A 26,111-nucleotide genomic window follows, 5' to 3' on the forward strand; every position below is an offset into this window, starting at 1 on the left:
CATGCGTCTGCGTGCTTCCTTCTGTATGATACTTGCTTTAATTGGATTTAAATTATGACAGATATATTTATTTTACTGTCTAGTCAAAACGGACAAAGTAAGATATAATATAGAATACTCACAGTAATAAATCAAAAGGAGATGTTGTATCATCATGGCAGTAGAAGTTATTAGCACGACAAACGCTCCGGGCGCAGTAGGCCCGTACTCCCAGGCTATCAAAGCTGGTGATTTCCTCTTCGCATCCGGTCAGGTTCCCCTCGTTCCGGAAACGGGCAAAATCGTAGCAGGCGGCGTTACGGCTCAGGCTGAACAGAGCATGAAAAACGTCGGCGCTATCTTGGAAGCCGCTGGCCTTTCCTATGACGATGTCGTTAAAACGACGGTATACTTGGCTAACATCAGCTTCTTCGGCGCTGTTAACGAAGTATACGCTAAATATTTCAACAAAACGTTGCCGGCTCGTTCCTGCGTAGAAGTCGCTGAACTCCCGAAGGGCGCTCTCGTAGAAGTCGAAGTTATCGCATACTGCGGCAAATAATCTGACATAGCCTTGAAAAAAGTCTCCGGCGCGCAGCCGGAGATTTTTTTGGTCAAAAGCAGAGAGGCCTTTGGATGTGAGAAAAATTTTTTGATAAATTTTGAAAAAAGGCTTGCATTTTCTTATCAGATGGTGTAATATATAAAACGTCCTTTGGAGAAAGAAATGACATGGACCGTTAGCTCAGCTGGCAGAGCACCTGACTCTTAATCAGGGTGTCCAGGGTTCGATCCCCTGACGGTCCACCACATACTACCTATGCAGAACATCACTGCATAGGTATTTTTTTTGCAGAAAATGCTCTATTCTTGATTTTACAGGCGGCAGGACGGTATAATGAATCTGTATATATAATGTTTATAATAAAATCATACGGACGGCTATATGATGGATTGAGGAGAGATATACCATGATCACTTGCAACAGTAACGGCAGTATGGATGTCGTGGCGATTGGCATCGATACGCGGATGCTGGCTTTATCCCGCATTCCTAAGGAAGACGGGGAGCTGATTCGGGCTTACGTGGAAGCGCATGAAGACGTCATGCATTATACGTCCCTGCGCGTGTTTCACTGCCTGACGGAAGGCCGGAGTAAGACCTATTTTTTGATTGGATTGCATAAGAAGCCCATACGGTACGCTACGTATGAAGATTTTCTGACGGCGAAGCGTCTCATGGCCGCGGCGATGGCTGAAGGCGTATCGGAGCTGGCCGTTATGGTCGACACGCTGGAGATGGATATCGGTGCCTTAATCGACGGTTTATTATATCGGAACTACGAATTTCTTCATTATAAGAGCGACGCGAAGGGGCGGACTGTCCGCAGCATCAACCTGGTTACGTCGAGCTTGGAAATCAAGGCCTTCAATACGATGTGCTACATGTATTCCGCCATATACGAAGGCGTGTACATGGCCCGCAATTTGGTCAACATGCCGCCGAACGAGCTGACGCCGCGGCGGTTTTCGGAAATCGTATCGGCCGTCGTCAAGGGCGACAATATTACCGTCGAGATGCTCAATAAATGGGCGCTGGAAAAGCGGAAGATGGGCGGTATCGTCGCTGTCGGCAAGGGCAGCATGAACCCGCCGCAGCTCATGACGATAACCTATAAGGGCGACCCGGACAGCAAGGACATGCTGGGCATCGTCGGCAAGGGCGTGACCTACGACAGCGGCGGCTTATCCATCAAGAGCCAGGCTAATCAGGAATTCATGAAGGACGACATGGCCGGCGCGGCTGCGGCTGTCGGCGTCATACGGGCTCTCATGTTGCTGAAATATCCCGTCAATGTCGTCGCTGTGATTCCGCTGGTAGAAAATATCCCGTCGGGCATGGCGTACCACGTCGACGATGTCTTGACGATGTACGGCGGCAAAACGGTGGAAATCAAAAATACCGATGCCGAAGGCCGCCTGATCCTAGCCGACGCCGTGTCCTATGCCCAGGAGCTGGGGGCGACAAAGCTCATCGACCTGGCTACCTTGACCGGCGCCTGCGTAACTGCCTTGGGAACGGTGCGTTCCGGCATGATCGGCAACCATCAGGAATGGATGAACCGCTTCTTCGACGTGGCCGCGGCGGTTCACGAAAAGGTGTGGCAGCTTCCGGCTGACCGGGAATATGAAGACCTCCTCAAAAGCGACGTGGCGGACCTCAAGAATACGGGCGGCCGCGACGGCGGGGCGATTACGGCGGGCTTGTTCATCAAGCAGTTTGTCCATCCCGACATTCCATGGATTCACTTGGACATTGCCGGCACAGCCTTTTGCGAGAAAAAGGACGAAACGGGCTTTTTCGGCGCGACCGGCGTCGGCGTCAAGTCCATTTTGGAATTGTTGAAAGGAGGAGCCAAGTGAAAGTCGATTTGCACATGCATACGACCTGCTCCGACGGCGTGTATACTCCCGAAGAGCTGACGAATCTGGCTGTCCAGGCCGGGTTGGACGTCATGTCTATTTCCGACCACGACACGATCGACGCCTATACGACGGGCTGCCGGCTGAATTCCGGCGTCCGCATCATCCCGGCGATGGAAATGAGCTCCGATTACGACGGCGAGGACGTCCACGTTCTGGGCTATTATCTCAATACGGAAAACGCCGCCTTGCAGGAATACTGCGCGCAGTTTAAGATGCGCCGCCAGATGCGGGCCATGGAAATCGTCGAGCGCTGTGAGTCCTTAGGATATGTCCTCGACAGGGAGCAAATCGAAGGCGTATTAGCCCGCGGCGGCACCATCGGCCGCCCCCACATTGCGCGCATGCTCGTGGCGAAGGGATACTTTCCCGACGTGACGGCCGTCTTTGATACGATATTATATCGCGGCGGCCCGGCTTACGTGCCCTATCGCCGTAAGTCGATTGACGAATGCATCGAGCTGATCCATCAGGCCGGCGGCTTAGCCGTACTGGCGCATCCGGGCCTGCTCCATGCGGCGCTGCCCCACGTACTGACGCATTCCTTCGACGGCATCGAGGTATATCATCCGAAGAACAGGGGACGCTATGAAGAATTTTTAGCCGTCGCCGAAGAAAAGGGCTGGTATGTCAGCGGCGGCTCGGATTTCCACGGTACGACGGGACGCTATCCGGAGCAGGTCGGCGTATTTTCCTTTGATTCGGCGCGTATAGAGCCTTTGCTGCAATATAAGAAGAAATAGGTGAACGCTATGAAAGTCATCGGATTTATCGGAGCCAGCGGTACGGGAAAAAGTCATCACGCCCTGGACGTGGCGTACGACCATCATATTTCCTGCATCATTGACGACGGCCTGCTGATTTATCAAAACCGCATCGTCGCCGGCCGCTCGGCTAAGGAAGAAACGAACCGCATGAAAGCCGTCCGCCGGGCGATTTTTCTGCAGAAGAAGCATGCTCAAAGCGTAAAAGACGCCTTGGACGAGCTGCAGCCGGATCAGCTCCTTATTTTAGGTACGTCGAAGCACATGATACACCGCATCTGCGAGGCCTTGGGGCTGCCCGAAGCGGACTCGTACATTCGCATCGAAGACGTGTCGTGTCCTGTCGAAATTGAAAAGGCCCGGACGATTCGCATCAACGAGGGAAAGCACATCATTCCCGTGCCGACGATGGAGCTCAAGCCGCGCTTCCGCGGGTATTTGCTGGCGCCCATCCACTCCCTGCTGACCCGGCGGAATCAAAAGGCTCCGGATTTCGAGCATTCTGTTGTGCGTCCCGTTTTCAGCTATTACGGGAAATTGACCTTTTCCAACGAAATGCTGGAGCATCTGATTATCCACCGCCTGCGGCAGATAGGCGGATTGGCAAAGGTCAACCGCCTGCGGATCGATAAAAACCGCGAGTCGGAAGGGAACGGGCTGGCCGTATTTTTAGTCGTAACGGTATATTACGGCGAAAATCTGAAAAAACTCATGAGCACCATCAAAAAGGGACTGCAGCAGGATATAGAATATACGACGGGCATGTCCTTTGAGATTTTGAAAATTACAGTTCGCGGCGTCGTACTGCGATAGAAGGGGAGATAGCGTGTCAGGTACAGAATTATTGATGTTGGGAACGGGAAATGCGATGGCTGTGCGCCGGTATAACACGTGCTTTGCCGTCCGTACGGCTGAGGGACAATGGTTTTTAACCGACGCCGGCGGCGGAAACGGCATTTTCAAGCGCTTGGAAGACGGCGGCGTCGCTTATACGGATTTGCATTATATGTTTGTAACCCACGGCCATACGGACCATATCATGGGCGTCCTCTGGGTCATGCGCAAGATCGCTTCGCTGATGGGATCCGGAGCATACGACGGGCAGTTCCACATTTATTGTCACGACGTGGTGAAGCAAATGCTGCTGTCTATGGCGGAAATGATGTTTAAAAAGAAGGATTTTGCCTGTATTGGCAAGAACATCTGCATTCACGAATTGAAAGACGGCGACACGGTGGAGTTTCTCGGCCTGTCCCTTACGGCCTTTGATATCTGCTCGACCAAGGCCAAGCAATTCGGATATCTATTGACCTTCCCCGACGGCATGAGGCTGACCTGTCTGGGCGACGAGCCGTATAACGAGCGCTGCCGGCAGTACGCCGAAGGAACGGATTGGCTGCTGGCCGAGGCCTTTTGCTTATACGAGCATAGAGATCTGTTCCGGCCCTATGAGAAGAACCACAGCACGGTAAAGGACGCGGCGGAAACGGCGGCTTCTCTCGGCGCGGCGCGTTTGGTGCTGTACCACACGGAAGAAAAGACCGGCAGCAGCCGGAAGGGGCTGTATACGGAAGAAGCGAAGGCCTATTACGGCGGCGCCGTGTACGTCCCCGAAGATATGGAGCGGATCGCGCTCAGCCGCTGAAGCGCAGACTGATGGATTATATAAAGGAGTCGTTCGATGATACAGCTTATACTTTGCGGATTGGTAACGGGCTTATTATATTTTTGGAATTATAAATACTGCAAACTCAGCGCGGACCCGGCCTATGCGCTGCAAAACCCGATTATGCTGCGCATCAGTTCTATAGCGCGCAGCGTCGGCACACCGGCGTTTCTGGCCTTTCTCTTTTATACTGTGGAGTGGAGCGCCGTCTATTATCTGGTCAGCCTGTTTGTCGGCATCCTTGCGGCCGGCTTGGCTTATAAAGGCGGCAAGGGAAGGGGCTTCATGCATTTTATGGGGATTATCGCCTGGATTCCCTGGGTGTGCCTCAACGGAATGCTGTTATATTTGATTATGAAATAGTTATAGTAAACGGAAAGGTTGTGAAGACAATGGCAGAACGAACCCTTTCCTGCGCCGACTGCGGCGTAGTGAACTGCAACGTCATGAACAAGGAATATCCCGATTTCTGCGTGACGACGCACATGGATGAAGACGTGAAACGAGAAGCCCTAGCACTGTATGAGCAGGACGACAATCAGCAGGTCATGCAGACGGCGGCTGGCGTCGAATGCGACGGCTATTTAAAGTGGTGCCGCGTCCAGGAGACTATTGAATTTGCCAAACGCATGAATTTCCATAAAATCGGCATTGCGACTTGTGTCGGCCTGATACAGGAAACGCGGATGCTGGCAGGGATTCTGCGCAAGCACGGCTTTGAAGTCTTCGGCATGGCCTGCAAGGCCGGCGCCGTTCCCAAGGCAGAGCTGGGAATTGACGAAAAATGCAACGCCGTCGGCGTCAACGCCTGCAATCCCATCCTCCAGGCCAAGATGCTCAATGCCGAGCATACGGATATGAACATCGTCATGGGCTTGTGCGTCGGCCACGACAGCTTATTTTACAAATATTCCGAGGCCTTGACGACGACGCTGGTTGTCAAGGACCGCGTAACGGGCCATAATCCTGTGGCGGCACTGTATACCAGCCAGTCGTATTATAAGACGAAATTATAAGTTGAGCGAGCATATCGCTAAAAGGCGCCGCCCTTGTCTGTTTCCCATTGACACAGGGCGGCTGCGCCTTGTATAATGAAACAGAAGCATGTGACTGACGGAAGTGGAGCTACCACGGGGAGCATGGTTCATTACAGCCGACCGTCTGGGCGAAGGTTCCAGAAGTGTCGGTATTTTTATTTTTGCCAGGAAATTTCTTATTTTCAGGAGGTAATACTAATGAAAGAATTGCAATTGAAATACGGCTGCAATCCGAATCAATCATCGGCAAGAGTATACATGAAAGACGGCAGCGAACTGCCCTTTGAAGTCATGAACGGCCGTCCGGGCTACATCAATCTGCTCGACGCCTTCAACAGCTATCAGCTGGTCAAGGAATTGAAAGAGGCGACAGGCCTTCCCGCCGCGGCGTCCTTTAAGCATGTCAGCCCGGCTGGTGCCGCCGTTGCGACCGACATGAGCGATACGCTGAAAAAAATCTATTATGTAGACGATTTGAAATTATCTCCCCTTGCTTCGGCCTATGCCTGCGCCCGCGGCGCAGACCGCATGAGCTCCTACGGCGATTTCGTCGCCTTGTCGGATATTTGCGACGCTGAAACGGCGACGCTGTTGAAACGGGAAGTATCCGACGGCGTCGTGGCTCCGGGATATACGGACGAAGCCCTGGCTATTCTCAAGACGAAGAAAAAGGGCAACTACTGCGTGCTGAAGATCGACCCCGATTACGTTCCTCAGCCTGTCGAATCGAAGGACGTATACGGCATTACCTTTGAACAGGAACGCAATAACGCCAAGATTACGGCCGACTTGTTCCAGAACCGCCCGACGAAAAATAAAGACATCCCCGAAGCGGCGCAGCGCGATTTGCTCGTAGCGCTGATTACCCTGAAATATACGCAGTCCAACTCGGTCTGCTACGTCAAGGACGGCATGACCATCGGCGTCGGCGCAGGCCAGCAGTCCCGCGTTCACTGCACGCGCCTGGCCGGCAATAAGGCCGATATCTGGTGGCTTCGCCAGAATCCGAAGGTATTGGCCCTGCCGTTCCGCGATGACATGCGCCGCCCGGATCGCGACAACGCTATCGACGTCTATATTTCCGATGACTACGAAGACGTACTGGCCGACGGTGTATGGCAGAATCTGTTTACTCAGAAGCCGGAACCCCTTACGAGAGAAGAAAAGAAAGCCTGGATCGGTCAGCTCCACGGCGTAGCGCTAGGCAGCGACGCTTTCTTTCCCTTTGGTGATAACGTAGAACGGGCCCACCGCAGCGGCGTCGATTACATCGCTCAGGCCGGCGGCTCTATCCGCGACGACAATGTCATCGAAACATGTGACAAATACAATATTGCTATGGCAATGACCGGCTTGCGGTTGTTCCACCACTAAGATATGAAAAGAGCGTCCCCTTAGGGGACGCTTATTTTATAATTTTCTTCTCCTTGACTTAGAGCGTACTTCATGTGATACAATGAAGATGTTTATGAGAATGAGTTTATCGGGAGGTAGGTTATGGAAAAAGCAAAAGTATATTTTACGGATTTTCGCTGTAAAGTAGGTACAAATAATCTGATGAAGCTGCAGAAGCTGTGCAAGAAAGCCGGCATCGAAACGATCGACTTCGAAGGAAAATTCGTCGCCATCAAAATGCATTTTGGCGAATTAGGCTGTCTGGCATCGATTCGCCCGCAGTACGTTAAAGCCGTCGCCGACTTGGTTAAAGAATTAGGCGGTAAGCCCTTCCTGACGGACTGCAATACATTGTATCCCGGCAGCCGCAAGCACGCCCTGGAACATTTGGACTGTGCCAACCTGAACGGCTACAACACGATTACGACGGGCTGTCAGATCATCATCGGCGACGGCCTGCGCGGCACGGACGAAGTGGAAATTCCCGTTAAAAACGGCGAATACGTACAGAACGCCAAGATTGGCCGGGCTATTATGGACGCCGACGTATTTATCAGCCTGGCTCACTTTAAAGGCCATGAAATGACCGGCTTCGGCGGCGCCGTTAAAAACATCGGCATGGGCTGCGGCAGCCGCGCCGGTAAGATGGAACAGCATTCGTCGGGCAAGCCGGCTGTCAAGGCCAAGAAGTGCAAAGGCTGCCGCCGCTGCGCATCCGAATGCGGTTCCAACGCGATTACATACGAAGACAACATCGCCCATATTCACGAAGATTTGTGCAAGGGCTGCGGCCGCTGCATCGGCGCCTGCGCCTTCGACGCCATTCACACGGTGCAGTGGGACGCCAGCGAAAAACTGGATTACAAGATGGCTGAATATGCTCAGGCCGTCTGCCAGGACCGTCCGTGCTTCCATATCAACCTGGTCATGGACATTTCGCCGAACTGCGACTGCCATGGTGAAAACGATGCGCCCGTATTGCCGAATATTGGCATGTTCGCTTCCTTCGACCCGGTTGCCCTCGACCAGGCCTGCGTCGACGCCTGCTTAAAGGCCACGCCGCTGCCGAACAGCCAGCTGTCCGATAATCTGGCGAAACCCGATTGGGAATGCCACCACGACCATTTCCTCGACGTTCATCCGGATATCAACTGGGAAGCTACGCTGCGCCATGCTGAAAAAATCGGCCTTGGCGTAAGAGACTACGAATTAATTACGGTAAAATAAGCCGAAGCCTATGCGGAAGGCCCCGCCTGCATTTGTACAGGCGGGGCTTTTCGTTTATAATGAAAAAAACGGCTTTTGAAGAATTTGTATTTATTTTATCAAAACCAATTGATTTTTCCGGGCACTCTCTATATAATGTAGTTATATATTAAAAAATATTATGAAACCATTAATGTAAATTATAAATATATTAAAACGTACGCTGGTAGTTGACGATGCGGCATGTCGCCGACGGCGTATGACGAGAGAGCGAGGAAGTGAAGCGATGAATTGTGTAATTTGCGGGAAAGAATTTACGCCGCGGCGATCTATTCAGAAATACTGCAGCGCCGAATGCCGGCGGTATGCCAACCGTCATGGCGTCAACGATATCCGGGCCGCCGCTCCGGCTACGGCTCCGGTAATTCGTGAATTCCGCTGTCTGAAATGCGGTACCATCGTCAGAGTACGGGATCATTCGGACGGCAGGATGAAGTTTTGCTCCCAGCATTGCGAAAAGCTGTACTGGAAACATTCGAAGAAAGTAAAGGCCGTCACGGTATACCGCAAGTTTTCCTGTCGGGAATGCGGAAAGCATGTCCTCGTTACGGACCCGCTGGACCGGCGGCGGATTTTCTGCAGCCGCGAATGCCGCATCCACTGGTTCGGCAAGCACAACGCGGAGAAGAGAGCTAAGATGGCTGCAGCTCATGCAGGTGGCGATGTACATGCCGGACAGATGCTGTAGGAAATCAAAAAGAAGGCACGCGAATCATATATAACGTTCGCGTGCCTTCTTTTTGTTTGTCTTATTTATGGCGGGACAAGTCTACTTCGTCCAGCGGAATAATATTCGTATGGTGTTTTACCTTGTGATACAGGTATACGGCGAGGAAGACGGGAATGCCGATGTAGGCGACACTGGCGCCGTACCAGTCAATTTCTGCTCCCGTAAAGGCCGAGTAGTTCTGACCGGCCGTAACGATGATGCACATGAGCAGGGCCAGCAGGGGGCCGAAGGGGAAGAAGGTTGCTCTGTAGGGCAATTCCTTTAAATCCTTGCCTTGGGCCACGTAGGCGCGGCGGAAGCGGTAATGGCAAATAGCGATGCCGATCCAGGTGATAAAGCCGGCCATGCCGCTGATGTTGACGAGCCAGTCGTAGGCCTTGCCTTCGCCGATGAGCGACGTAAGGAAGGCTGCCAGGCCAAAGATAACCGTTGCGAACAGCGCATACGACGGAACGCCGCGCTTATTCAGCTTGAGGAAACATTTTGGTGCCTGGCCGGTCTGGGCCATGGCGTAGAGCATACGCGTCGAGACGTACAGGCCGGAGTTGCCGGCAGATAATACGGCTGTTAAAATAACAGCGTTCATAATCGAGGCGGCGGCAGCCAGGCCGAAGCGTTCAAATACCAGCGTAAAGGGGCTGATAGAAATATTTTCTACGCTCGAATTGAGAAGATTCGGGTCCGTATAGGGAATGAGGAACCCAATGACGACGAAGGCTCCTAAATAGAATAACAAAATACGCCAGAAAATAGAGTGAACGGCACGGGGAACGTTTTTTTCCGGATTTTCACTTTCGCCGGCAGCGATACCGATCATTTCCGTTCCCTGGAAGGAGAAGCCGGCAACCATGAAGATGCTCAGCATGGCGGTAAATCCGCCGACGAAGGGCGCATCGCCGACCGTCCAGTTTACGAATCCCGGCGACGGCTCGGGCCCGAGTCCCAGAATGAGGAAGGCGCCGGCGCAGAGGAAAATTAATACTGTCAGAACTTTGATACCAGCAAAGATAAATTCGCTTTCACCGTACGAGCGGGTCGACAAATAATTGAGGATAAATAAGATAAGCAGGAAAATACCGCTCCATACGGCAGCCGGCACGTCGGGGAACCAGTATTTCATGATCAGGGCGCCGGCAACCAGTTCGGCTGCGACGGTAATAGCCCAGTTGAACCAATAGTTCCAGCCCAAGGCGAAGCCTAGGGATTTATCGACGTAGCGGTTGGCATACGTTTCAAATGAGCCGCTGACCGGCAGGTACGCTGCCATTTCCCCTAAGCTGGTCATAAGGAAATATACCATGACGCCGATGAGGGAATAGGCAACGAGGGCACCGCCCGGACCGGCTGTGCTGACGGTCTCGCCGCCGGCGACAAACAGGCCTGTGCCGATAGCGCCGCCGATGGCGATCATGTTCAGATGGCGGGCTTTTAAGCTACGGCGCAGCTGTTGTTGTTCTTCTTTCATTCAATCACAACCTTTTTTATAGTATTACTATAGTAAAAAAAACTTACCTGTATATTATAGCGAATGTTTTTCTTGTTGACAATTAAAGGTTTCATCAGGGTTTATACCAAATTTGAAAATAAAATACGCTGGAGCAGGCATTTAACGCAATGTCCTGGACAATTCGTCAACCGTATGTTTCAACAGGACAATATGCGATTTTTTATGCGTTTTCATGCGCGTCGTCGGGCCGGAAATGCTGATGGAGGCGACAGCTCGTCCTGTTGCGTCGACGATAGGGACGGCAAAACAGGTCAGGCCGAGTTCGCTTTCTTCGTTGTCGCAGGCGTAGCCCTCTCTTTTTACCTGGTCGAGAAGGTGGAGGAGCTCGCCGGCATCGCCGAGAGACGCAGGGGTCAGCTTTTGGAAGCTGACTCTTTTTATATATTCTCGTATGACCTGGTCGGACTGAAATCCTAAAATCGCCTTGCCCGATGCCGTGTGGTGAGCGAGCTGACGATAGCCCAGGGCCGTTTCCATTTTCAGCTGCGACGTGCCTAAGGCGCGGTCGATGAACATGATGTGAATGCCGTCGTCGACGATGCCTAAATGACTCGTTTCTCCCGTCTGCCGGGCGATGTCCTGCAGGTAGGGATGGATGAGGGCTGCCAGCTCCATGCGGTTATAGGCCAGCATGCCTAGGGAAAACATGTTGAGGCCCAGACGATAGGTGGCGTGGTCGGTCTTCGATAAAAAGCCGCGGTTTTCCAAGGTGACCATGAAACGGAACACTGTGCTGCGGCTGAGGCCCAGCAGCTTGGCCGCGTCGTTTACGCTGAGTTCTTCATAGTCGAAGAAGAGATTTAGGAGAGACAGCGTATTGTCTACAGAGGTGAGTATATATTTTTCTTTATTCGAGGCGTCTTCTTTCATATACAGTATCCTTTGCGGGGTTAGTTTTTTGTGTACAATGTATAAATCATTTTTATTATAGCATACTCACCGTAAGAGACCTATAGATATGACGCGGGCACATCATAAAGAGGCGGAAAATATCGCTTTCTCATGCATCATATTTTTCATTGACATATTGATTTAAACATTCTAACATAGAAATATAAATTTCATATAGAGAAACAAAAGTATCTTTATATGAATAAAAAAAGGAGATGAAACTATGAAGGAAATTCGTTTGCAGGGCCGCGGCGGCCAGGGTGTGGTTAAGGCGTCGCAGCTCGTCGTGGAAGCGGCCGTAGCCGAAGGACTATACGGACAGGCGATTCCCTTTTTCGGTGTAGAACGGAAGGGATCGCCTGTATTTGGGTATCTGCGGTTGTCTCACGAACCGATCCGCCGCCGTATGCAGGTCTATGAGCCGGATATCTTGATTATATTTGACGATTCCCTCGTGTCGGCGCCGGAGACCTTCGACGGCTTGAAAGCAGGCGGTATGGTGATTCTCAATACGACTAAAACACGGGAAGAGCTGCCCCTTCCGCCTCAGGCCGGCAGCGTATGGCTCGTCGACGCCGCGGGAATTTCGGAAGGCCTGTTAGGCCGCAACATGCCGAATACGGCCATGCTCGGCGCTTTTGCCAAGGCGACAGGCTTGGTGGATAAGGATACGCTGTTGGATAAGATTGAGCATACCTTTGGCGCAGAGAATAAGGAAGCAGCTGTCCGGGCTTACGACAGCGCTGCGGAATACAAGTAAGGGGGAGAGAGTATGAGCGAACGTCTTCATATTACGCCGGTCGGCGATACGGGGATGTATATTTTGGATACGGCGTCGTGGCGCGTATTCCGCCCGGTTATGGACAAGGAAAAATGCGTAGAATGCGGCATGTGCCTGACGTACTGTCCGGTGAACGCCATCGTCGGCCGTGAAGATAATACGTACGAAATTACCTACGATTACTGCAAGGGCTGCGGCATCTGCGCTCAGGAATGCCCGCGCAAAGCGATTGATATGGCGCCGGAAGGAGGAATTTAGACGATGAGCAGAAAAGTAGTATTGACGGGAAACGACGCGGCGGCGGAAGCGGCGGCTTTGTGCCGTCCCGATTTAATAGCGGCGTACCCGATTACGCCGCAGTCCAAGGTCGTAGAACATTTAGCTGATATGATATACGACGGCCGGCTGGACTCGGAAATGATTCAGGTAGAGAGCGAGCATTCGGCCATGAGCGCCGTCCAGGGTGCGTCTGCCGGCGGAGGACGGGTCTTTACGGCGACGAGCGCCCAAGGGCTGGCCCTGATGTTCGAGCCCTATATGCGGCAGGCTACGCTGCGCCTGCCCATGGTCATGGCCTTGGCAACGCGGGAAATGACGTCGCCTGAAACGGTGTGGAGCGGCCAGCAGGACGCCATGTCCGTCCGTGAAGCCGGCTGGATGCAGGTATTCTGCGAGAGCAATCAGGAAATCATCGACATGATCATTCAGGGCTACATGCTGGCCGAAGATCCGCGGGTCTTATTGCCTATCAACGTGTGCTACGACGGCTTTTACAGCTCCCATCTGACGGAGGGTGCGGAATTGCCTGATCAGGAAGACGTCGATGCATTCCTGCCTCATTACAGCGCAGATTGGAATCCTATTTTAAATCCCGATAAGCCTCTGGCTCTGGACCCGCTGACGGCGGGCCCGCTGCTGATGAAATACAGAAAGAGCCATTTGGATGCAATGGAACGGGCCCTAGCCGTACTGGAAGAGGTAGACGCGAAATTCGCCGCCGCCTTCGGCCGGTCTTACGGCGGCGCGATTGAAGAATACCGCCTCGACGACGCCGACGTCGTTTTGATTACCATTGCCGGCATGAGCGGCACAGCGAAGGACGCCGTTGACATAGCCCGTGAAAAGGGCGTCAAAGCCGGCCTCATCCGCCTGCGCTTCACGCGGCCCTTCCCGGGAAACCGCATTGCCAAGGCTCTTCTGGGCAAGAAGGCCTTCTGTGTCCTCGACCGAAGCGTATCCTTCGGCTGGAGCCAGGGGCCGATGCATGTGGAAGTCAAGGCGGCCCTTGCCGACCAGGGGGCGTCGTACTGTCATTTTTCGGCTATCGGCGGCTTAGGCGGCGCCGATATTTCATTGACGGAAATTTCAGGACTTATAGATGAATTAGAAACCCATAAAGATGAAAAAGGCGAACGGCCCGTCAAGTGGCTGCTGAAGGATTGAGGAGGGAATCGTATGAACTATGTATCATTGCTGAAGGACGCGCCCGATCAGATTACGCCGGGCATGTCGGCCTGTCAGGGCTGCGGCGGCGAATTGATCCTGCGGCGGGTCATGCAGGTCGCCGGAAAGAATACTATTGTGGCGATTCCGCCGGGATGCTTGGCCGGCGCCGGCGTCGTCGGCTGGAACTATGCCAACGGGCAGAAAACGCCGGTTCACATTACCCTTCTGGACAACACGGCGGCCTTTTTAAGCGGCTTGTCGCGCATGTACGAACGGAAGGGACGGAGTGATGTCAACATCGTCGCCGTCGCAGGAGACGGCGCGACAGCTGACTGCGGCTTTCAGAGCTTGTCGGCCGCGGCAGAGCGCGGCGAAAAGATGCTGTATATCTGCTACGACAACGAAGGCTATATGAACACGGGGTATCAGCGCAGCTCGACGACGACGCTGGGGTCCCGCACGTCGACGACGCCTCTGGGCAGCAAAATCAGCGGCAAGGAACAGCAGCAGAAGTATGTGCCCCTCATCATGGCTATGCATCAGATCGAATACTGTGCTACGGCCTCGCCGTCCCATATGAAGGACATGGTGGAAAAAATCCAGAAGGGGTTGGCGGCCAGCAAGAAGGGCTTCGCGTACCTGCATGTTTTCTCGCCCTGCCCGACGGGCTGGGGCTATGGTAGCCACATGAGTATTACGATGGCTCGCCGGGCTGTAGAGTCCAATCTGTTTCCTCTGTGGGAAATGGCCGAAGGCAAGCTGACCGTAAACGTCAAGCCGGCCAATCCCCTGCCCGTAGCCGACTTCGTCAAAGCCATCGGCAAGTTCAAAGCCCTCAGTGACGAAGCGATCGCGGCGATTCAGCGGCGGACGGACCAGCGGTTTCAGCTGCTGCTGACGTTGGCTGGAAATGAATAGCGACGCGTCATACGTATTTTATCTGCCTGAGGCAGCGCTGCGCTGCTTCAGGTTTTTTGCTGTCTATTTCCGCCTAGCCAGGGTATGACATATATCGTATAATAAGTACATATGTACCATCTTATTTGCGTAGAAGGAGACACTTATGAATTTGGAAGAATGCCGGAAGGAAATCGACAGGCTGGACAAAGAGCTGACGAATTTGCTGGAGCAGCGCATGCAGGTAGTGGCGAAGGTAGCCGCATATAAAAAGGAAAATCACATGGAAATATTCGACCCGCGGCGGGAGCGGCAGGTCCTCGACAAGATTGCCGCCATGGCGCAGTATAAGGAGTTGGCTCCGTACTTGCAGAAGATTTATCAATGCATTATGGATGAAAGCAAAAACTATGAACGGGAGTATATGAAGTTATAAATATGACAGATATGGAAACGGTGCAGGGGGCGGTAGAACGCGTTTTGTTTGAGGCCCCCGATTCGGATTATATAGTTTTCCGCATTCGGCGCGAAGACGACGAGTCCCTGCTGACGGTTACGGGAAACGGCCCGAAGCCGCTGGTTGGAGACCGCATAGAAATCATGGGCCGGTGGACCCAGCATAAAAAGTATGGCCGCCAAATGGCGGCGTCGGCGTGGAAGCGCCTCATTCCCGATACGGCCGACGGCATCGAGCGGTTTTTGGCGTCGGGCGCCGTCAAGGGCATCGGGCCGTCTCTGGCTCGCCGTATCGTATCGGCCTTCGGCAGCCAGACGATGGCCGTCCTGGAAAAGGAACCAAAACGCCTGCTGGAAATCGAAGGCATCGGCGCGAAAAAGCTGGCCGTCATTACTGAATCGTTTTATGAAGAAAAGCAGGTCAACGACCTGGCCTTGGATTTGGAGACCCACGGCGTGTCGGGGCGCTATGCGGCGCGGCTCGTGCAGAAATACGGCGAAGAAGCCCTGTATGTTCTGACAGAGGAGCCGTACCGCATGATTGCCGAAATAGACGGCATCGGCTTTAAAACGGCCGACCAGATTGCCTTGGCGTACGGCATGGACCCGCAGTCGCCGGAGCGGCTGGCGGCGGGCTTGACGTATGTCCTTCAAGACATGACACAGAACGGCCACGTATGTATTCCTGATAGGGAGCTCGTCTACCGGGCGTCCCTCATCTTGCGGGCGGAACAGCTGATGCTGCGGGATGTGCTGACTGAAGCGCTCGCCATGGGGCAGCTTTGTGCCGATGACTACGGCGGCGAGACCTATGTGTATACGCTGCAGGCCTATGAAGAAGAACGGGGCGTTGCCGAGCGGATACGGGAAATGGCCGCGTATACGCCGCCTAAGCCGCGGCGGCATGTGGAATTGTTTTTAGACCGCTGGCAGGAGTCGTGCCAGTTCCAGCTGGCCGAGGGGCAGCGCGAAGCCGTATCCCAATCCCTGCAGTCGGGAATGCTGGTCATTACCGGCGGCCCGGGGACCGGCAAGACGACGGTCGTGCAGGCAATCATCCGCCTGGCCGAGCAGGAAGGGCTGCGCATCGTCTTGTGCGCGCCTACGGGGCGGGCGGCGAAGCGCCTGGCCGAAACGACGGAGCGCAAGGCTAAGACGATTCACCGCCTTCTCGTGCCGGAAGGCTTTGCCGGCGGCCGGCAGGTTTTCGAATACAACGAAACGAAGCAGCTGCCCGCCGATTTGGTCATCGTCGACGAAGTTTCCATGCTGGATATGGAAATGCTGTATCACTTGCTGCAGGCACTGAGCCCGCGCTGCCGGTGCATCCTCGTCGGCGACGCAGATCAGCTGCCGTCGGTCGGAGCCGGCGCCGTCCTTCACGATATTATTCAGTCCGAAATACTCCCCGTCGTGCGGCTGCAGACGATTTTCCGCCAGAAAGAAGGGGGACGCATCGTGACGAACGCCCATCTCATCAACGGCGGCCGCCTGCCCGTAGTCAATGAAGACGAGGAATTCCGATTCGTGGAAATTGAACGGGAAGAACAGGGCGCGGACGTGATCTGCCGGCTGTACGCGGCAGAAACGGCGGAGGCCGGCGACAAGTTCGCCGTGCAGGTGCTGTCGCCTATGTATAAAAATCCCTGCGGCGTCGACAACTTAAACGCCGTCATACAGTCCGCCGTCAACGGACCCCAAAAAGGAAAAGGCGAGCATAAGGCGGGAAAGATGACCTTCCGTACAGGCGATAAGGTCATGCAGAAGCAGAACAACTATGACAAGGGCGTATTTAACGGCGACATCGGTGAGATTTTTGCCGTGCAGGACGACATCGTGTACGTGCGCTATCCGGAGCAGGACATCAAGTACGAAGGGCAGGAAATCGATGAAATTACCCTGGCCTATGCTATAACGGTTCATAAGAGCCAGGGGAGCGAGTACCATACGGTTATCATGACGCTCGTCAACAGCCATGGCATCATGCTGCAGCGGAACCTGCTGTATACAGCGGTTACGAGGGCCAAGGGCAAGGTTATCCTCGTCGGTACGAAAGCGGCCCTGCGCACGGCCGTTCAAAACGTGCGGACGAGCCGGCGCTTTACCTTGCTGGCTCAGCGGCTGAGGGAGGAAGAAATATGCTGAAGGAATGGCTGCTGAACCTGTTGTATCCGCCGCGCTGTCCTGGCTGCGGCGCTGCCGTAAGCCGTCATGGCCAGTGGTGTTCTTCCTGTTTTGGGGCAGTCTGGCGTCCGCGCCGGCTCGCGCGGAAACGGGAAAGCCGCCTGACAGCCTGTTACTGCCTGTGCGATTACCGCGGGCCTGTCCGGACGATGCTGCAGCGGCTTAAATATGACGGAGCCGTGCGCTACGAGCGGGCTGCGGAGGCACTGCTGACGCAATTTCCCTGGCCGGAGCGGCTGGGGCATATCGACTGCGTCGTGCCGGTGCCCCTGGCTCCGGAAAAAGAGTGCAAGCGGGGATTCAACCAGTCGGAAGTATTGTTCCGCTCCTGGGCGGAACGGCGCTGGCCATGGAAAGACGGCCTGCAGCGCGTCCGTTCGACTCAGGCCCAGTGGCATCTGGACAAGGCGGACCGCGCTGACAACGTAAAACGAGCCTTTGAAGTCAAAGGCTCGTTTGAGGTACGGGGAAAGCATATTCTGTTGGTCGACGACATTTATACGACGGGAACGACGATGGAAGCCTGCGCTTACGCGCTGCACAAAAAAGGCGCTGCCAGCGTGACGGGATTCGTCGTTGCCAGCGGCGCCTTATAATTGACCTAACGTTTCGATAAATGCCTTGACGACTTCCGGGTCGAAGAGGATGCCTGAAGCGCTGAACATTTCGCGGACGGCCTGCTGCTTCGTCTTGGCCCAGAGCTCTGTCGACGGGTTGATGATGCGGTCGTAGTAGTCTGCGACGGCGATGATGCGGGCGCCGAAGGGAATATTGGCCCCGCGCAGGTGCTTGGGAAATCCCGAGCCGTCCCACCGTTCGTGGTGATAGCGGATATACGGCACGATATCCTGGCAGCAGGGAATGTTTTCCAGCATGTTGCCGCCTGCCGCGGCGTGGCGCTTGTACTGGGCATTTTCCCGGCGGTTGAGATAGGGGATTTTTGCCAGCAGCGTATTGGAAACGAAGAGAAGGCCGACGTCGTGCAGAAGGGCTGCGTGCTTGATCTGCTCAATTTCACTTTTGGGAAGAGCCAGCTTGGCGGCGATGCTGACGCTGTAGTTGGCAACCTGGAGGGAGTGCATATACAGCCGTTGGTTCTTCAGTTGTATGAATTTGAGCAGCTCCGCCGTAATCGTGTCGAGGGAATTCATTTCCTCCATCCCGATGCCGGCGGCCTGTTTCAGCGATACCATGTACATGACGGACAAAACCTTTCTTCAATACTATATTACTTCTTTTTTATGCGCCGGGAACGGCGCATTTTTTGCGGATGGCGCAGGATATTAAACATCCTGGCGCTCGTTTTTTTGATGCGGGAGCCCGTGTTCTTCATGCGGCGGACCGTCGTAATCTTCGATTTGCGGGCAGGCCGCATGTCGCGGAGCGAGCCGAAGTCGCCGCGGCGGATGCTCGTAGCTTTGATGCGGTCGGAGCCTAAGATGACCTTCAGCGTGCTCATGACGTGGCTGGCGTTGAGGTCGTTGTTGAAGCTGTAAATGTCGACGGCGACGTAAGCCAGCTGGGGATAAATGTGGATGCAGAGATGGGCGTTTTTCGACACGCCGATACAGACGAGCTCCTCCGCGTCGTCATGGTACAGCGTGATGCCCTCGATGGGCGCGCCGACAGGCTCGAAGGCCTTTTTTACCAGATTCTGCAGTTCGTCGTTCGTCGTCAGTTCTGCCTTGCAGTTGTAAAAGTCTATCAGTAAATGTTTTCCTAATGTATTAGCCATGAATTTCCACCCGTTAGTTTAGTACAGCTCATTATATACTGTTTTTTCCGCCTTGTAAACGCAGTTTTCCAAATGGAAATAAGGACGGAGATACTATAAGTATTTTCTATTATCGTAAAATATACGTAAAAATGCGACCTCCGAAGCTATCGGGCAAGAGATGCTCATGGTTAACATATCAAAATGTCATAAAACTATGCTGAATATGCCTTCTGTTTTACGGCAAAAGAAATATCATTCATTGTCTTGTCAGCTGTAAATGCTTGATGCTATAATAGCAGGTAAACGATGAAGAGAAAGGGGATTGCAATGGAATTGATTGAAAAGGAAATTGCCCGGCTGAAAGAGGAGCGACGCGCCGTCATATTGGCTCACTACTACGTGCCCGACGACGTACAGCGCGTCGCCGATTACGTCGGCGATTCTTTTTACTTGAGCAAGAAGGCAAAAGAGACTGACGCCCAGACGATCGTGTTCGCCGGCGTACGTTTCATGGGAGAAAGCGCAAAAATCCTCAATCCGCAGAAACGGGTCCTCATGCCGGACAGCACGGCCGATTGCCCTATGGCGCACATGGTCACGGCGAAGGCCGTAGAAGACATGCGCCGGCAGTACGACGACCTGGCTGTCGTATGCTACGTGAACTCCACGGCGGAGATTAAGACGCACAGCGACGTGTGCGTTACGTCGTCCAATGCGGTGCACATCGTCAAAAAGCTGCCGCAGCGCAATATATTCTTTATTCCCGATAAAAACCTGGGGCATTACGTGAGCACGCAGGTTCCGGAAAAGCATATCCTGTGCAATGACGGCTACTGTCCCCGGCACAACGGCGTCCGCCCGGACGTCGTACGGGCCTGCAAGGAACAGCATCCCAAGGCCCTGTTTTTGGTTCATCCCGAATGCCCGGAAGAAGTTTTGGCCTTAGCTGATTACATCGGCAGTACGGCCGGCATTATCGAGTATGCCGGAAAAGCCGGAGCCGACGAATTCATTATCGGGACCGAGGACGGCGTTATGTACGAATTGACGAAGCGGTATCCGGAAAAGACGTTTTATTCCGTCATGGAAGGCCGGGTCTGCGAAGATATGAAGAAAGTGACGCTGGAAAAGGTACTGCAGTGCCTGCGCGACGGGACGGGAGAAATTACCGTGTCCGACGAAGTGCGGGAAAAAGCGCTTCGTTCGCTGGACCGTATGCTGGAATTAGCTGAATAAGGCGATTTGATAAAGAGGGAATAGGTATGAAGATAATAAATACGGACGTGCTGATCGTAGGGACCGGCGCCAGCGGGCTCTTTGCGGCGCTCCACCTGCCGACGGACAAGCAGGTGCTGATGATTACGAAAGACCAGACAGAAAACAGCGATTCCTATTTGGCTCAGGGCGGCATCTGCGTGCTGCGCGACGAAGACGATTATGACAGCTTCATGGAAGATACGCTGAAAGCCGGCCATTATGAAAACCGGCGCGAGTCTGTCGACATCATGATTCGTTCCTCGCGCAGCGTCATCGACCAGCTTATCCGCTGGGGCGTGGATTTCGCCATGAAGGACGGGCAGCTGGATTACACGCGGGAAGGATGTCATTCCAAAGCGCGGATTCTTTACCATGAAGACGTGACGGGGAAAGAAATTACCAGCAAGCTGCTGGCCGCCGTGCGCGGCCTGCCGAATGTGACGATTCTGGAATATACGACGATGATCGATTTGGTAGCCAAGGATAACCGGTGTCTCGGCATTATCGCCCGGGATGAAGCAGGCGGATACAGGGCTATTGAAGCTGCCCAGACGATATTAGCCAGCGGCGGCGTAGGCGGATTGTACGAACGGTCCACGAATTTTCCCCACCTGACGGGCGATGCCATTGCCATTGCCCGCCGGCACGGCATCGCTCTGGAGCATATCGACTACGTGCAGATTCACCCGACGTCGCTGTATACGACTCATCCCGGCCGAAGCTTTTTGATTTCCGAATCTGTCCGCGGCGAGGGGGCCAGGCTGTACGGCAAGGACGGCCGGCGGTTTGCCAGCGAGGTGCTGCCCCGCGACGTGATGACGGCGGAAATCCGCAAGCAAATGGCTAAAGATGGCATGCCCTACGTATGGCTGGACATGACGGTCCTCGGAAAAGACACGATTTTCCGTCATTTCCCCAATATCTATCAGAAATGCCTGGAAGAGGGCTTCGACGTAACGAAGGACTGGATTCCCGTCGTGCCGGCCCAGCATTACTTCATGGGCGGCATCCACGTCGACTCTTTCAGCAAAACGACGATGGATGGATTATACGCCGTCGGCGAAACGAGCTGCAACGGCGTGCACGGTAAAAACCGCCTGGCTAGCAATTCGCTGCTGGAAAGCCTGGTCTTTGCTGAACGGGCGGCCGGGCAGGTTAGCCAGCAGATACGGCGTCCGGCGGCGCGTCCAGAGGGAGAATTTGAATGGCTCGGCGAACGGGCTGTTCAGGCGCTGAAAAAGGAAGAACGTACGCTGGCGGCGCAGTATAAGGCCGAAGTATTACAAGAAATGGAACGGGAGCGGAGCGCACAATGAACGAACTGAATTCGATTACGATGAAGCTGCATGTAGATCCGATATTGATGATGGCCCTGCAGGAAGATATCAGCAGTGAGGACGTGTCGACGAACGCCGTCATGCCCGAAGCCTGCCTGGGCGAAGTAGAGCTGCTCAGCAAGGCCGACGGCGTCATCGCTGGCTTGCCGGTCTTTGCCAGAGTGTTTACGCTGCTGGATGAAGAGACGGACTTTACCTTTTATGTCAAAGACGGCGATAGGGTGTCCAAGGGGCAGAAGCTGGCCGTCATCCGCGGCGATATCCGGGCGCTGCTGTCGGGCGAACGGGTGGCGCTCAACTACCTGCAGCGCCTGAGCGGCGTGGCTACGTACACAAACCGGGTCGTCAAGCTGCTGGAAGGAAGCGGTATTAAGCTCCTCGACACGCGCAAGACGACGCCGAATATGCGGCTTTTGGAAAAATACGCCGTTACCGTCGGCGGCGGCTGCAACCACCGCTACAATTTGTCCGACGGCATTTTGCTGAAGGACAATCACATCGGCGCGGCCGGTTCGGTGGCGAAAGCCGTCGCCATGGCCAAGGCCTACGCACCCTTCGTCCGCAAGATAGAAGTGGAAACGGAAACCCTCGACATGGTGCGCGAAGCCGTCGAAGCCGGCGCCGATATTATCATGTTCGACAACATGACGCACGATATGATGAAGGAAGCTGTGGCTATCATCGACGGCCGGGCGGAAACGGAATGCTCGGGCAACGTAACAGAAGAAAACATCAGCAAGCTGAAGGATGTAGGAGTAGATTATATTTCCAGCGGAGCCTTGACCCATTCTGCGCCGATTTTGGATTTGTCCTTAAAGCATCTTCATCGCCTGTAATTTCATCTGCATAGTAAAACAGCGTCTCGGCGAAAGGAGCGGAGACGCTGTTTTTATGTGCCGGCCTATTTTCTCTTGTCGGCATTCCAGTCCAGTATAATGCCCGTGTCCGGGTCGATTTCAAACTCGTAATACATCGTGCCGGTGAAAAGCCGTCCTTCATAGCGCGGCGCACCGTCGTCGGACTCGCGCCAAATCTGCACGTCCTGCGGCGAAGCGCCGGGCACCTTGGATAAGACGATGGCCTTCGCTTCGTCCATGGAAACGGGATGCCTGTCCTGACGGCGGGTCCATTCGTCCTTGACTTCGTAATCGGAGCCGACGATGTTTCCGCTGCGCATGTCGATTTCAAAATCGTAGTCGCCGTAATCCGTTTCAAATTCCACGTCGTATACGGGAATGGAGGCGTCCCTGTCGCGGTCTATTTTTACGTTGTACGCCTGATTAGAAGAAACGCCGGCATGGTCCAAGGCGATGGACAGGGCGTCATCAGCGCTGATGTCGGCGGCGCGCTGCTGCGATGCGGGAGCTGGCTGCGCTGCCGGCTTTGCCGCTGCAGATTCCGCCGTCTGGCCGCAGCCGCTCAGGGAGAGCAGGGCGGCCAAGGCCAGGAGACAGCAGGCAATAGTGCTTCGATTCATAATCATTCCTCCTCGTCAACATATACTTTTATTATAGCCCCATAGGGAAAAAAGACAATGCGTATACAGCAAAAGGCCACAGCATCAGTTAGGATGCTGTGGCCTTTCTTGTCCTAGTCTTAGTTAGTTGTCTTCGTGGCGGCGCATAGGCGTGAAGGTAAATTCACTGCCGTCGAAGCCGATGGCGACGGTATCGCCTTCGCGTACCGTACCGGCGATGATGTCGTGGCTCAGCGCCGTTTCTACCGTATGGGTAATGAGGCGGCGGAGCGGACGGGCGCCGAACTGCGGGTTGAATCCCTGATCGCCCAGGGCCTGCAGCGCTTCGTCGCTCCACGTAAGGTGAATCTTAACCTGCTTTTCCAGCCGTTCGCCCAAACGTTCCAGAAGGATGGAGGCGATATCTTTGACCTGTTCTTTCTGCAGGGCCTTGAAGACGACGATGTCGTCGACACGGTTGAGAAATTCCGGGCGGAAATACTGTTTCAGCAAGTCGCGGACCTTGTTGTCGGCTTCTTCGAAATTCTGCGATTCGAGGATTTCATGAGAGCCTAAGTTGCTGGTCATGATGATGATGGTGTTCTTGAAGTTGACGACCCGGCCCTTGCCGTCAGTCAGCCGGCCGTCGTCGAGAATCTGCAGGAGGACGTTGAAGATGTCCGGATGGGCCTTTTCGATTTCGTCGAGGAGGATGACGCTGTAGGGACGGCGGCGAACGGCTTCGGTCAGCTGGCCGCCTTCATCGTATCCGACGTATCCCGGAGGCGCCCCGATGAGGCGGGACACAGTGTGTTTTTCCATGTATTCGGACATATCGATGCGGATGATGTTCCGTTCGTCGTCAAAGAGGGCTTCGGCCAGGGTTTTTGCAAGTTCGGTCTTGCCGACGCCTGTCGGGCCGAGGAAGATGAACGAGCCGATGGGGCGGTTCGGGTCCTTGATGCCGGCGCGGGCCCGCATGATGGCATCGCTGACGACCTGGACGGCCGCGTCCTGTCCGACGACTCGTTTATGAAGGGTTTCGTCGAGGTGGAGCAGTTTTTCCCGTTCGCCGGTGAGCATCTTGGTGACGGGGATGCCTGTCCAGCGGCTGACGACCTGGGCAATGTCTTCTTCGCCAACTTCTTCTTTTAAGAGTTGCGAATCCTGATGTTCTGCCAAATAGGCTTCCTGGTCCTTCAGCTTTTGTTCCAGTTCAGGCAGCTTGCCGTATTTTAATTCCGACGCCTTGGCGTAATCGTAGTTGTGTTCTGCCTGTTCCATCTGGCCTCTGACGGAATCGATTTCCTTTTTGATGGCCTGCGTGCGGAGGATAGACTGCTTTTCTTCATCCCACTGGGCTTTGAGCTGGCTTTCTTTTTCTTTCAGCTCGTCTTTTGTTTCGACGATTTTGGCCAGCCGTTCTTTTGAAGCTTCGTCCGTTTCTTTCGTGAGCGATTGTTCTTCAATTTCCAGCTGCATGATCTTATGGCGCAATTCGTCGATAGGCGTCGGCATCGATTCGATTTCCGTGCGCAGCTTGGCGGCGGCTTCGTCGACTAAGTCGATGGCCTTATCGGGGAGGAAGCGGTCGGAAATGTAGCGGTCCGACAGTACGGCGGCGGCTACGAGGGCCTTGTCGCGGATGCGGACGCCGTGATGGATTTCATACCGTTCTTTCAGGCCGCGGAGGATGGTAATCGTGTCTTCCACGTTCGGCTGGTCGACCATGACGGGCTGGAAACGCCGTTCCAAGGCGGCGTCCTTTTCGATATACTTCTGGTATTCGTTCAGCGTTGTCGCGCCGATGCAGCGCAGGTCGCCGCGGGCTAACATCGGTTTCAAGATGTTGCCGGCATCCATGGAGCCTTCGGATGCGCCGGCCCCTACGACCGTATGGATTTCATCGATGAACAGGAGAATCTGGCCGTCCGATTTGGCGATTTCGTTTAAAACCGATTTAAGCCGTTCTTCGAATTCGCCGCGGTATTTGGCTCCGGCGATCAGAGAACCCATGTCGAGGGAGTAGAGAGTCTTGTTTTTCAGCGATTCCGGCACGTCACCGCTGGCGATGCGGCGGGCCAGCCCTTCGACGATAGCCGTTTTGCCGACGCCCGGTTCACCGATGAGAACCGGGTTGTTTTTGCGGCGGCGCGACAAGATTTCGACAGTGCGGCGGATTTCGTCGTCACGGCCGATGACCGGGTCCAGCTTGTTCTGACGTGCGGCCGCCGTCAAGTCGCGGCCGTATTTTTCCAGGGCCTTATAGTTGCCTTCCGGGTTGTCCGTATTGACGTTGCTCTTGCGGTTGGCCTTCACGGCGGTCATAATGTTGTTTTTCGTCAGGCCGAATTCGCGGCACAAGGACTGCATATCGTCGCTGCTTTCTTCGACGATGCCCATGAGGAGATGTTCCGTGCTGATATAGTCGTCGTGCATGGATTCGGCCAGTTGCTGAGCCTTGCCGATGACCCGGACCATTTCCGTCGACATGGACATTTGGCTTTGTCCTTTGACGGAGGGAATCTTTTTCAGCATTTGTTCCAAACGGGCCTGCAGCATGGGCAAATCCGTATGGCATTCGGAGAAAATCGTGGAGAGAAGACCTTCCGGTTCCTTTACGAGCCCCATGAGCATGTGGACGGAAGAAATTTCCTGATTATAGTGCAGCGCGGCGATTTGCTGGGCTGACTGAAACGCGTCGATTACTTTCTGCGTGTATTTTTCGTTTCCCATAATAAGACCTCCTTATATTACAGGCGATTCATAACGTAATATGGTGTGCGAGTATTTGTATATGCTCAAGTATCATTATACCCATAAAAGTCAAAAAGTCAATAGAACAAAAGATAAAAACGAAGA

Annotated in this window: 26 protein-coding genes, 1 tRNA gene and 1 riboswitch; of the genes, 21 read left to right on the plus strand and 6 right to left on the minus strand. The window is 54.1% G+C overall.

Features of this window, described 5'->3' with window-relative positions:
- The first annotated feature begins 154 nt into the window (after positions 1-154).
- From E0L13_RS03885 to E0L13_RS03935, 11 genes are all read left to right on the plus strand, one after another.
- Positions 155-541: a RidA family protein gene (locus tag E0L13_RS03885; RefSeq protein WP_087476911.1), complete on the plus strand. Its 387-nt coding sequence runs from the start codon at positions 155-157 to the stop codon at positions 539-541.
- 172 nt (positions 542-713) lie between these two features.
- Positions 714-789 (plus strand) — tRNA-Lys (locus tag E0L13_RS03890).
- Positions 790-950: 161 nt separating this feature from the next.
- A complete protein-coding gene (locus E0L13_RS03895; RefSeq protein ID WP_168060441.1) occupies positions 951-2,402 on the plus strand; it encodes a leucyl aminopeptidase in 1,452 nt (483 codons plus the stop codon).
- Complete coding sequence (locus tag E0L13_RS03900; protein WP_168060443.1) at positions 2,399-3,205, plus strand: PHP domain-containing protein; 807 nt, start codon at positions 2,399-2,401, stop codon at positions 3,203-3,205. Before E0L13_RS03895 ends, E0L13_RS03900 begins: the two co-directional genes overlap by 4 nt.
- Positions 3,206-3,214: 9 nt before the next feature.
- Complete coding sequence (locus E0L13_RS03905; protein ID WP_168060491.1) at positions 3,215-4,039, plus strand: hypothetical protein; 825 nt, start codon at positions 3,215-3,217, stop codon at positions 4,037-4,039.
- Positions 4,040-4,052: 13 nt separating this feature from the next.
- On the plus strand, positions 4,053-4,871 hold the full coding sequence (locus E0L13_RS03910) for an MBL fold metallo-hydrolase (protein WP_206081510.1): 819 nt from the start codon (positions 4,053-4,055) through the stop codon (positions 4,869-4,871).
- 36 nt (positions 4,872-4,907) lie between these two features.
- On the plus strand, positions 4,908-5,255 hold the full coding sequence (locus E0L13_RS03915; RefSeq protein ID WP_168060445.1) for a hypothetical protein: 348 nt from the start codon (positions 4,908-4,910) through the stop codon (positions 5,253-5,255).
- Positions 5,256-5,284: 29 nt separating this feature from the next.
- A complete protein-coding gene (locus E0L13_RS03920) occupies positions 5,285-5,908 on the plus strand; it encodes a DUF1847 domain-containing protein (protein ID WP_168060447.1) in 624 nt (207 codons plus the stop codon).
- 80 nt (positions 5,909-5,988) lie between these two features.
- A riboswitch (ZMP/ZTP riboswitch) is annotated at positions 5,989-6,066 on the plus strand.
- Positions 6,067-6,127: 61 nt separating this feature from the next.
- Entirely contained in the window at positions 6,128-7,303 is a 1,176-nt protein-coding gene (locus E0L13_RS03925; RefSeq protein WP_168060449.1) for a phosphoribosylaminoimidazolecarboxamide formyltransferase, read from the plus strand.
- Positions 7,304-7,426: 123 nt separating this feature from the next.
- Entirely contained in the window at positions 7,427-8,551 is a 1,125-nt protein-coding gene (locus E0L13_RS03930; RefSeq protein ID WP_168060451.1) for a DUF362 domain-containing protein, read from the plus strand.
- A gap of 265 nt (positions 8,552-8,816) precedes the next feature.
- Positions 8,817-9,278, plus strand: a complete 462-nt coding sequence (locus E0L13_RS03935; RefSeq protein WP_087476919.1) for a hypothetical protein — start codon at positions 8,817-8,819, stop codon at positions 9,276-9,278.
- A 61-nt stretch (positions 9,279-9,339) separates the two neighbouring features.
- On the opposite strand, the gene E0L13_RS03940 is transcribed toward E0L13_RS03935, so the two are convergent.
- Positions 9,340-10,785, minus strand: a complete 1,446-nt coding sequence (locus E0L13_RS03940; protein ID WP_168060453.1) for an amino acid permease — start codon at positions 10,783-10,785, stop codon at positions 9,340-9,342.
- Between the two features lie 141 nt (positions 10,786-10,926).
- Positions 10,927-11,697 (minus strand): IclR family transcriptional regulator, encoded by a 771-nt coding sequence (locus tag E0L13_RS03945; RefSeq protein WP_087476921.1) that lies wholly within the window; start codon positions 11,695-11,697, stop codon positions 10,927-10,929.
- A gap of 244 nt (positions 11,698-11,941) precedes the next feature.
- Here E0L13_RS03945 and E0L13_RS03950 point away from each other — a divergent pair, with 244 nt between their 5' ends.
- From E0L13_RS03950 to E0L13_RS03980, 7 genes are all read left to right on the plus strand, one after another.
- Positions 11,942-12,478, plus strand: a complete 537-nt coding sequence (locus tag E0L13_RS03950; RefSeq protein ID WP_168060455.1) for a 2-oxoacid:acceptor oxidoreductase family protein — start codon at positions 11,942-11,944, stop codon at positions 12,476-12,478.
- Between the two features lie 12 nt (positions 12,479-12,490).
- On the plus strand, positions 12,491-12,757 hold the full coding sequence (locus tag E0L13_RS03955; protein ID WP_168060457.1) for a 4Fe-4S dicluster domain-containing protein: 267 nt from the start codon (positions 12,491-12,493) through the stop codon (positions 12,755-12,757).
- A 3-nt stretch (positions 12,758-12,760) separates the two neighbouring features.
- A complete protein-coding gene (porA, locus tag E0L13_RS03960; RefSeq protein WP_168060459.1) occupies positions 12,761-13,942 on the plus strand; it encodes a phenylglyoxylate dehydrogenase in 1,182 nt (393 codons plus the stop codon).
- A 12-nt stretch (positions 13,943-13,954) separates the two neighbouring features.
- On the plus strand, positions 13,955-14,863 hold the full coding sequence (locus E0L13_RS03965) for a thiamine pyrophosphate-dependent enzyme (protein ID WP_168060461.1): 909 nt from the start codon (positions 13,955-13,957) through the stop codon (positions 14,861-14,863).
- A gap of 145 nt (positions 14,864-15,008) precedes the next feature.
- Positions 15,009-15,278 carry a chorismate mutase gene (locus tag E0L13_RS03970; RefSeq protein WP_087476926.1) on the plus strand — a complete coding sequence of 90 codons (270 nt, stop codon included), beginning with the start codon at positions 15,009-15,011 and terminating at the stop codon, positions 15,276-15,278.
- A gap of 2 nt (positions 15,279-15,280) precedes the next feature.
- Entirely contained in the window at positions 15,281-17,443 is a 2,163-nt protein-coding gene (locus E0L13_RS03975; protein WP_168060463.1) for an ATP-dependent RecD-like DNA helicase, read from the plus strand.
- Positions 17,437-18,078 (plus strand): ComF family protein, encoded by a 642-nt coding sequence (locus tag E0L13_RS03980; RefSeq protein ID WP_168060465.1) that lies wholly within the window; start codon positions 17,437-17,439, stop codon positions 18,076-18,078. The genes E0L13_RS03975 and E0L13_RS03980 overlap by 7 nt, the downstream gene beginning before the upstream one ends.
- Here E0L13_RS03980 and E0L13_RS03985 read toward each other — a convergent pair.
- Together E0L13_RS03985 and E0L13_RS03990 are read right to left on the minus strand one after the other, a co-directional pair.
- Positions 18,073-18,681 (minus strand): HD domain-containing phosphohydrolase, encoded by a 609-nt coding sequence (locus E0L13_RS03985; protein WP_095629935.1) that lies wholly within the window; start codon positions 18,679-18,681, stop codon positions 18,073-18,075. The two genes, E0L13_RS03980 and E0L13_RS03985, sit on opposite strands and share 6 nt — an antisense overlap.
- Before the next feature lie 29 nt (positions 18,682-18,710).
- A complete protein-coding gene (locus E0L13_RS03990) occupies positions 18,711-19,217 on the minus strand; it encodes an S-adenosylmethionine decarboxylase (protein WP_087476930.1) in 507 nt (168 codons plus the stop codon).
- A 309-nt stretch (positions 19,218-19,526) separates the two neighbouring features.
- Here E0L13_RS03990 and nadA point away from each other — a divergent pair, with 309 nt between their 5' ends.
- From nadA to nadC, 3 genes are read left to right on the plus strand one after another with little or no spacing between them, the layout of a single operon-like run.
- Positions 19,527-20,435: a quinolinate synthase NadA gene (gene nadA / locus E0L13_RS03995; RefSeq protein WP_095629934.1), complete on the plus strand. Its 909-nt coding sequence runs from the start codon at positions 19,527-19,529 to the stop codon at positions 20,433-20,435.
- Between the two features lie 26 nt (positions 20,436-20,461).
- Positions 20,462-21,772: an L-aspartate oxidase gene (locus E0L13_RS04000; protein WP_168060467.1), complete on the plus strand. Its 1,311-nt coding sequence runs from the start codon at positions 20,462-20,464 to the stop codon at positions 21,770-21,772.
- Complete coding sequence (gene nadC, locus E0L13_RS04005; RefSeq protein ID WP_233127939.1) at positions 21,769-22,629, plus strand: carboxylating nicotinate-nucleotide diphosphorylase; 861 nt, start codon at positions 21,769-21,771, stop codon at positions 22,627-22,629. The genes E0L13_RS04000 and nadC overlap by 4 nt, the downstream gene beginning before the upstream one ends.
- A gap of 65 nt (positions 22,630-22,694) precedes the next feature.
- On the opposite strand, the gene E0L13_RS04010 is transcribed toward nadC, so the two are convergent.
- Positions 22,695-23,270, minus strand: a complete 576-nt coding sequence (locus tag E0L13_RS04010; RefSeq protein ID WP_168060469.1) for a PepSY domain-containing protein — start codon at positions 23,268-23,270, stop codon at positions 22,695-22,697.
- 123 nt (positions 23,271-23,393) lie between these two features.
- Positions 23,394-25,985, minus strand: a complete 2,592-nt coding sequence (clpB, locus tag E0L13_RS04015; protein ID WP_168060471.1) for an ATP-dependent chaperone ClpB — start codon at positions 25,983-25,985, stop codon at positions 23,394-23,396.
- Positions 25,986-26,111: the final 126 nt, after the last annotated feature.

The organism is Megasphaera sp. SW808 (assembly GCF_012027795.1).
Classification (GTDB): Bacteria; Bacillota; Negativicutes; order Veillonellales; family Megasphaeraceae; genus Megasphaera; species Megasphaera stantonii.

What these genes read in the sequence shown, in the direction of transcription:
- E0L13_RS03985 (WP_095629935.1), bottom strand. Translation starts at nt 18,681, where the DNA reads ATGTACATGGTATCGCTGAAACAGGCCGCCGGCATCGGGATGGAGGAA.
- E0L13_RS03975 (WP_168060463.1), top strand. Translation starts at nt 15,281, where the DNA reads ATGACAGATATGGAAACGGTGCAGGGGGCGGTAGAACGCGTTTTGTTT.
- E0L13_RS03895 (WP_168060441.1), top strand. Translation starts at nt 951, where the DNA reads ATGATCACTTGCAACAGTAACGGCAGTATGGATGTCGTGGCGATTGGC.
- clpB (WP_168060471.1), bottom strand. Translation starts at nt 25,985, where the DNA reads ATGGGAAACGAAAAATACACGCAGAAAGTAATCGACGCGTTTCAGTCA.
- E0L13_RS03920 (WP_168060447.1), top strand. Translation starts at nt 5,285, where the DNA reads ATGGCAGAACGAACCCTTTCCTGCGCCGACTGCGGCGTAGTGAACTGC.
- E0L13_RS03980 (WP_168060465.1), top strand. Translation starts at nt 17,437, where the DNA reads ATGCTGAAGGAATGGCTGCTGAACCTGTTGTATCCGCCGCGCTGTCCT.
- E0L13_RS03965 (WP_168060461.1), top strand. Translation starts at nt 13,955, where the DNA reads ATGAACTATGTATCATTGCTGAAGGACGCGCCCGATCAGATTACGCCG.
- E0L13_RS04010 (WP_168060469.1), bottom strand. Translation starts at nt 23,270, where the DNA reads ATGAATCGAAGCACTATTGCCTGCTGTCTCCTGGCCTTGGCCGCCCTG.
- E0L13_RS04000 (WP_168060467.1), top strand. Translation starts at nt 20,462, where the DNA reads ATGAAGATAATAAATACGGACGTGCTGATCGTAGGGACCGGCGCCAGC.
- E0L13_RS03930 (WP_168060451.1), top strand. Translation starts at nt 7,427, where the DNA reads ATGGAAAAAGCAAAAGTATATTTTACGGATTTTCGCTGTAAAGTAGGT.
- E0L13_RS03935 (WP_087476919.1), top strand. Translation starts at nt 8,817, where the DNA reads ATGAATTGTGTAATTTGCGGGAAAGAATTTACGCCGCGGCGATCTATT.
- porA (WP_168060459.1), top strand. Translation starts at nt 12,761, where the DNA reads ATGAGCAGAAAAGTAGTATTGACGGGAAACGACGCGGCGGCGGAAGCG.
- nadC (WP_233127939.1), top strand. Translation starts at nt 21,769, where the DNA reads ATGAACGAACTGAATTCGATTACGATGAAGCTGCATGTAGATCCGATA.
- E0L13_RS03940 (WP_168060453.1), bottom strand. Translation starts at nt 10,785, where the DNA reads ATGAAAGAAGAACAACAACAGCTGCGCCGTAGCTTAAAAGCCCGCCAT.
- E0L13_RS03885 (WP_087476911.1), top strand. Translation starts at nt 155, where the DNA reads ATGGCAGTAGAAGTTATTAGCACGACAAACGCTCCGGGCGCAGTAGGC.
- E0L13_RS03970 (WP_087476926.1), top strand. Translation starts at nt 15,009, where the DNA reads ATGAATTTGGAAGAATGCCGGAAGGAAATCGACAGGCTGGACAAAGAG.
- nadA (WP_095629934.1), top strand. Translation starts at nt 19,527, where the DNA reads ATGGAATTGATTGAAAAGGAAATTGCCCGGCTGAAAGAGGAGCGACGC.
- E0L13_RS03925 (WP_168060449.1), top strand. Translation starts at nt 6,128, where the DNA reads ATGAAAGAATTGCAATTGAAATACGGCTGCAATCCGAATCAATCATCG.
- E0L13_RS03990 (WP_087476930.1), bottom strand. Translation starts at nt 19,217, where the DNA reads ATGGCTAATACATTAGGAAAACATTTACTGATAGACTTTTACAACTGC.
- E0L13_RS03905 (WP_168060491.1), top strand. Translation starts at nt 3,215, where the DNA reads ATGAAAGTCATCGGATTTATCGGAGCCAGCGGTACGGGAAAAAGTCAT.
- E0L13_RS03915 (WP_168060445.1), top strand. Translation starts at nt 4,908, where the DNA reads ATGATACAGCTTATACTTTGCGGATTGGTAACGGGCTTATTATATTTT.
- E0L13_RS03945 (WP_087476921.1), bottom strand. Translation starts at nt 11,697, where the DNA reads ATGAAAGAAGACGCCTCGAATAAAGAAAAATATATACTCACCTCTGTA.
- E0L13_RS03950 (WP_168060455.1), top strand. Translation starts at nt 11,942, where the DNA reads ATGAAGGAAATTCGTTTGCAGGGCCGCGGCGGCCAGGGTGTGGTTAAG.
- E0L13_RS03955 (WP_168060457.1), top strand. Translation starts at nt 12,491, where the DNA reads ATGAGCGAACGTCTTCATATTACGCCGGTCGGCGATACGGGGATGTAT.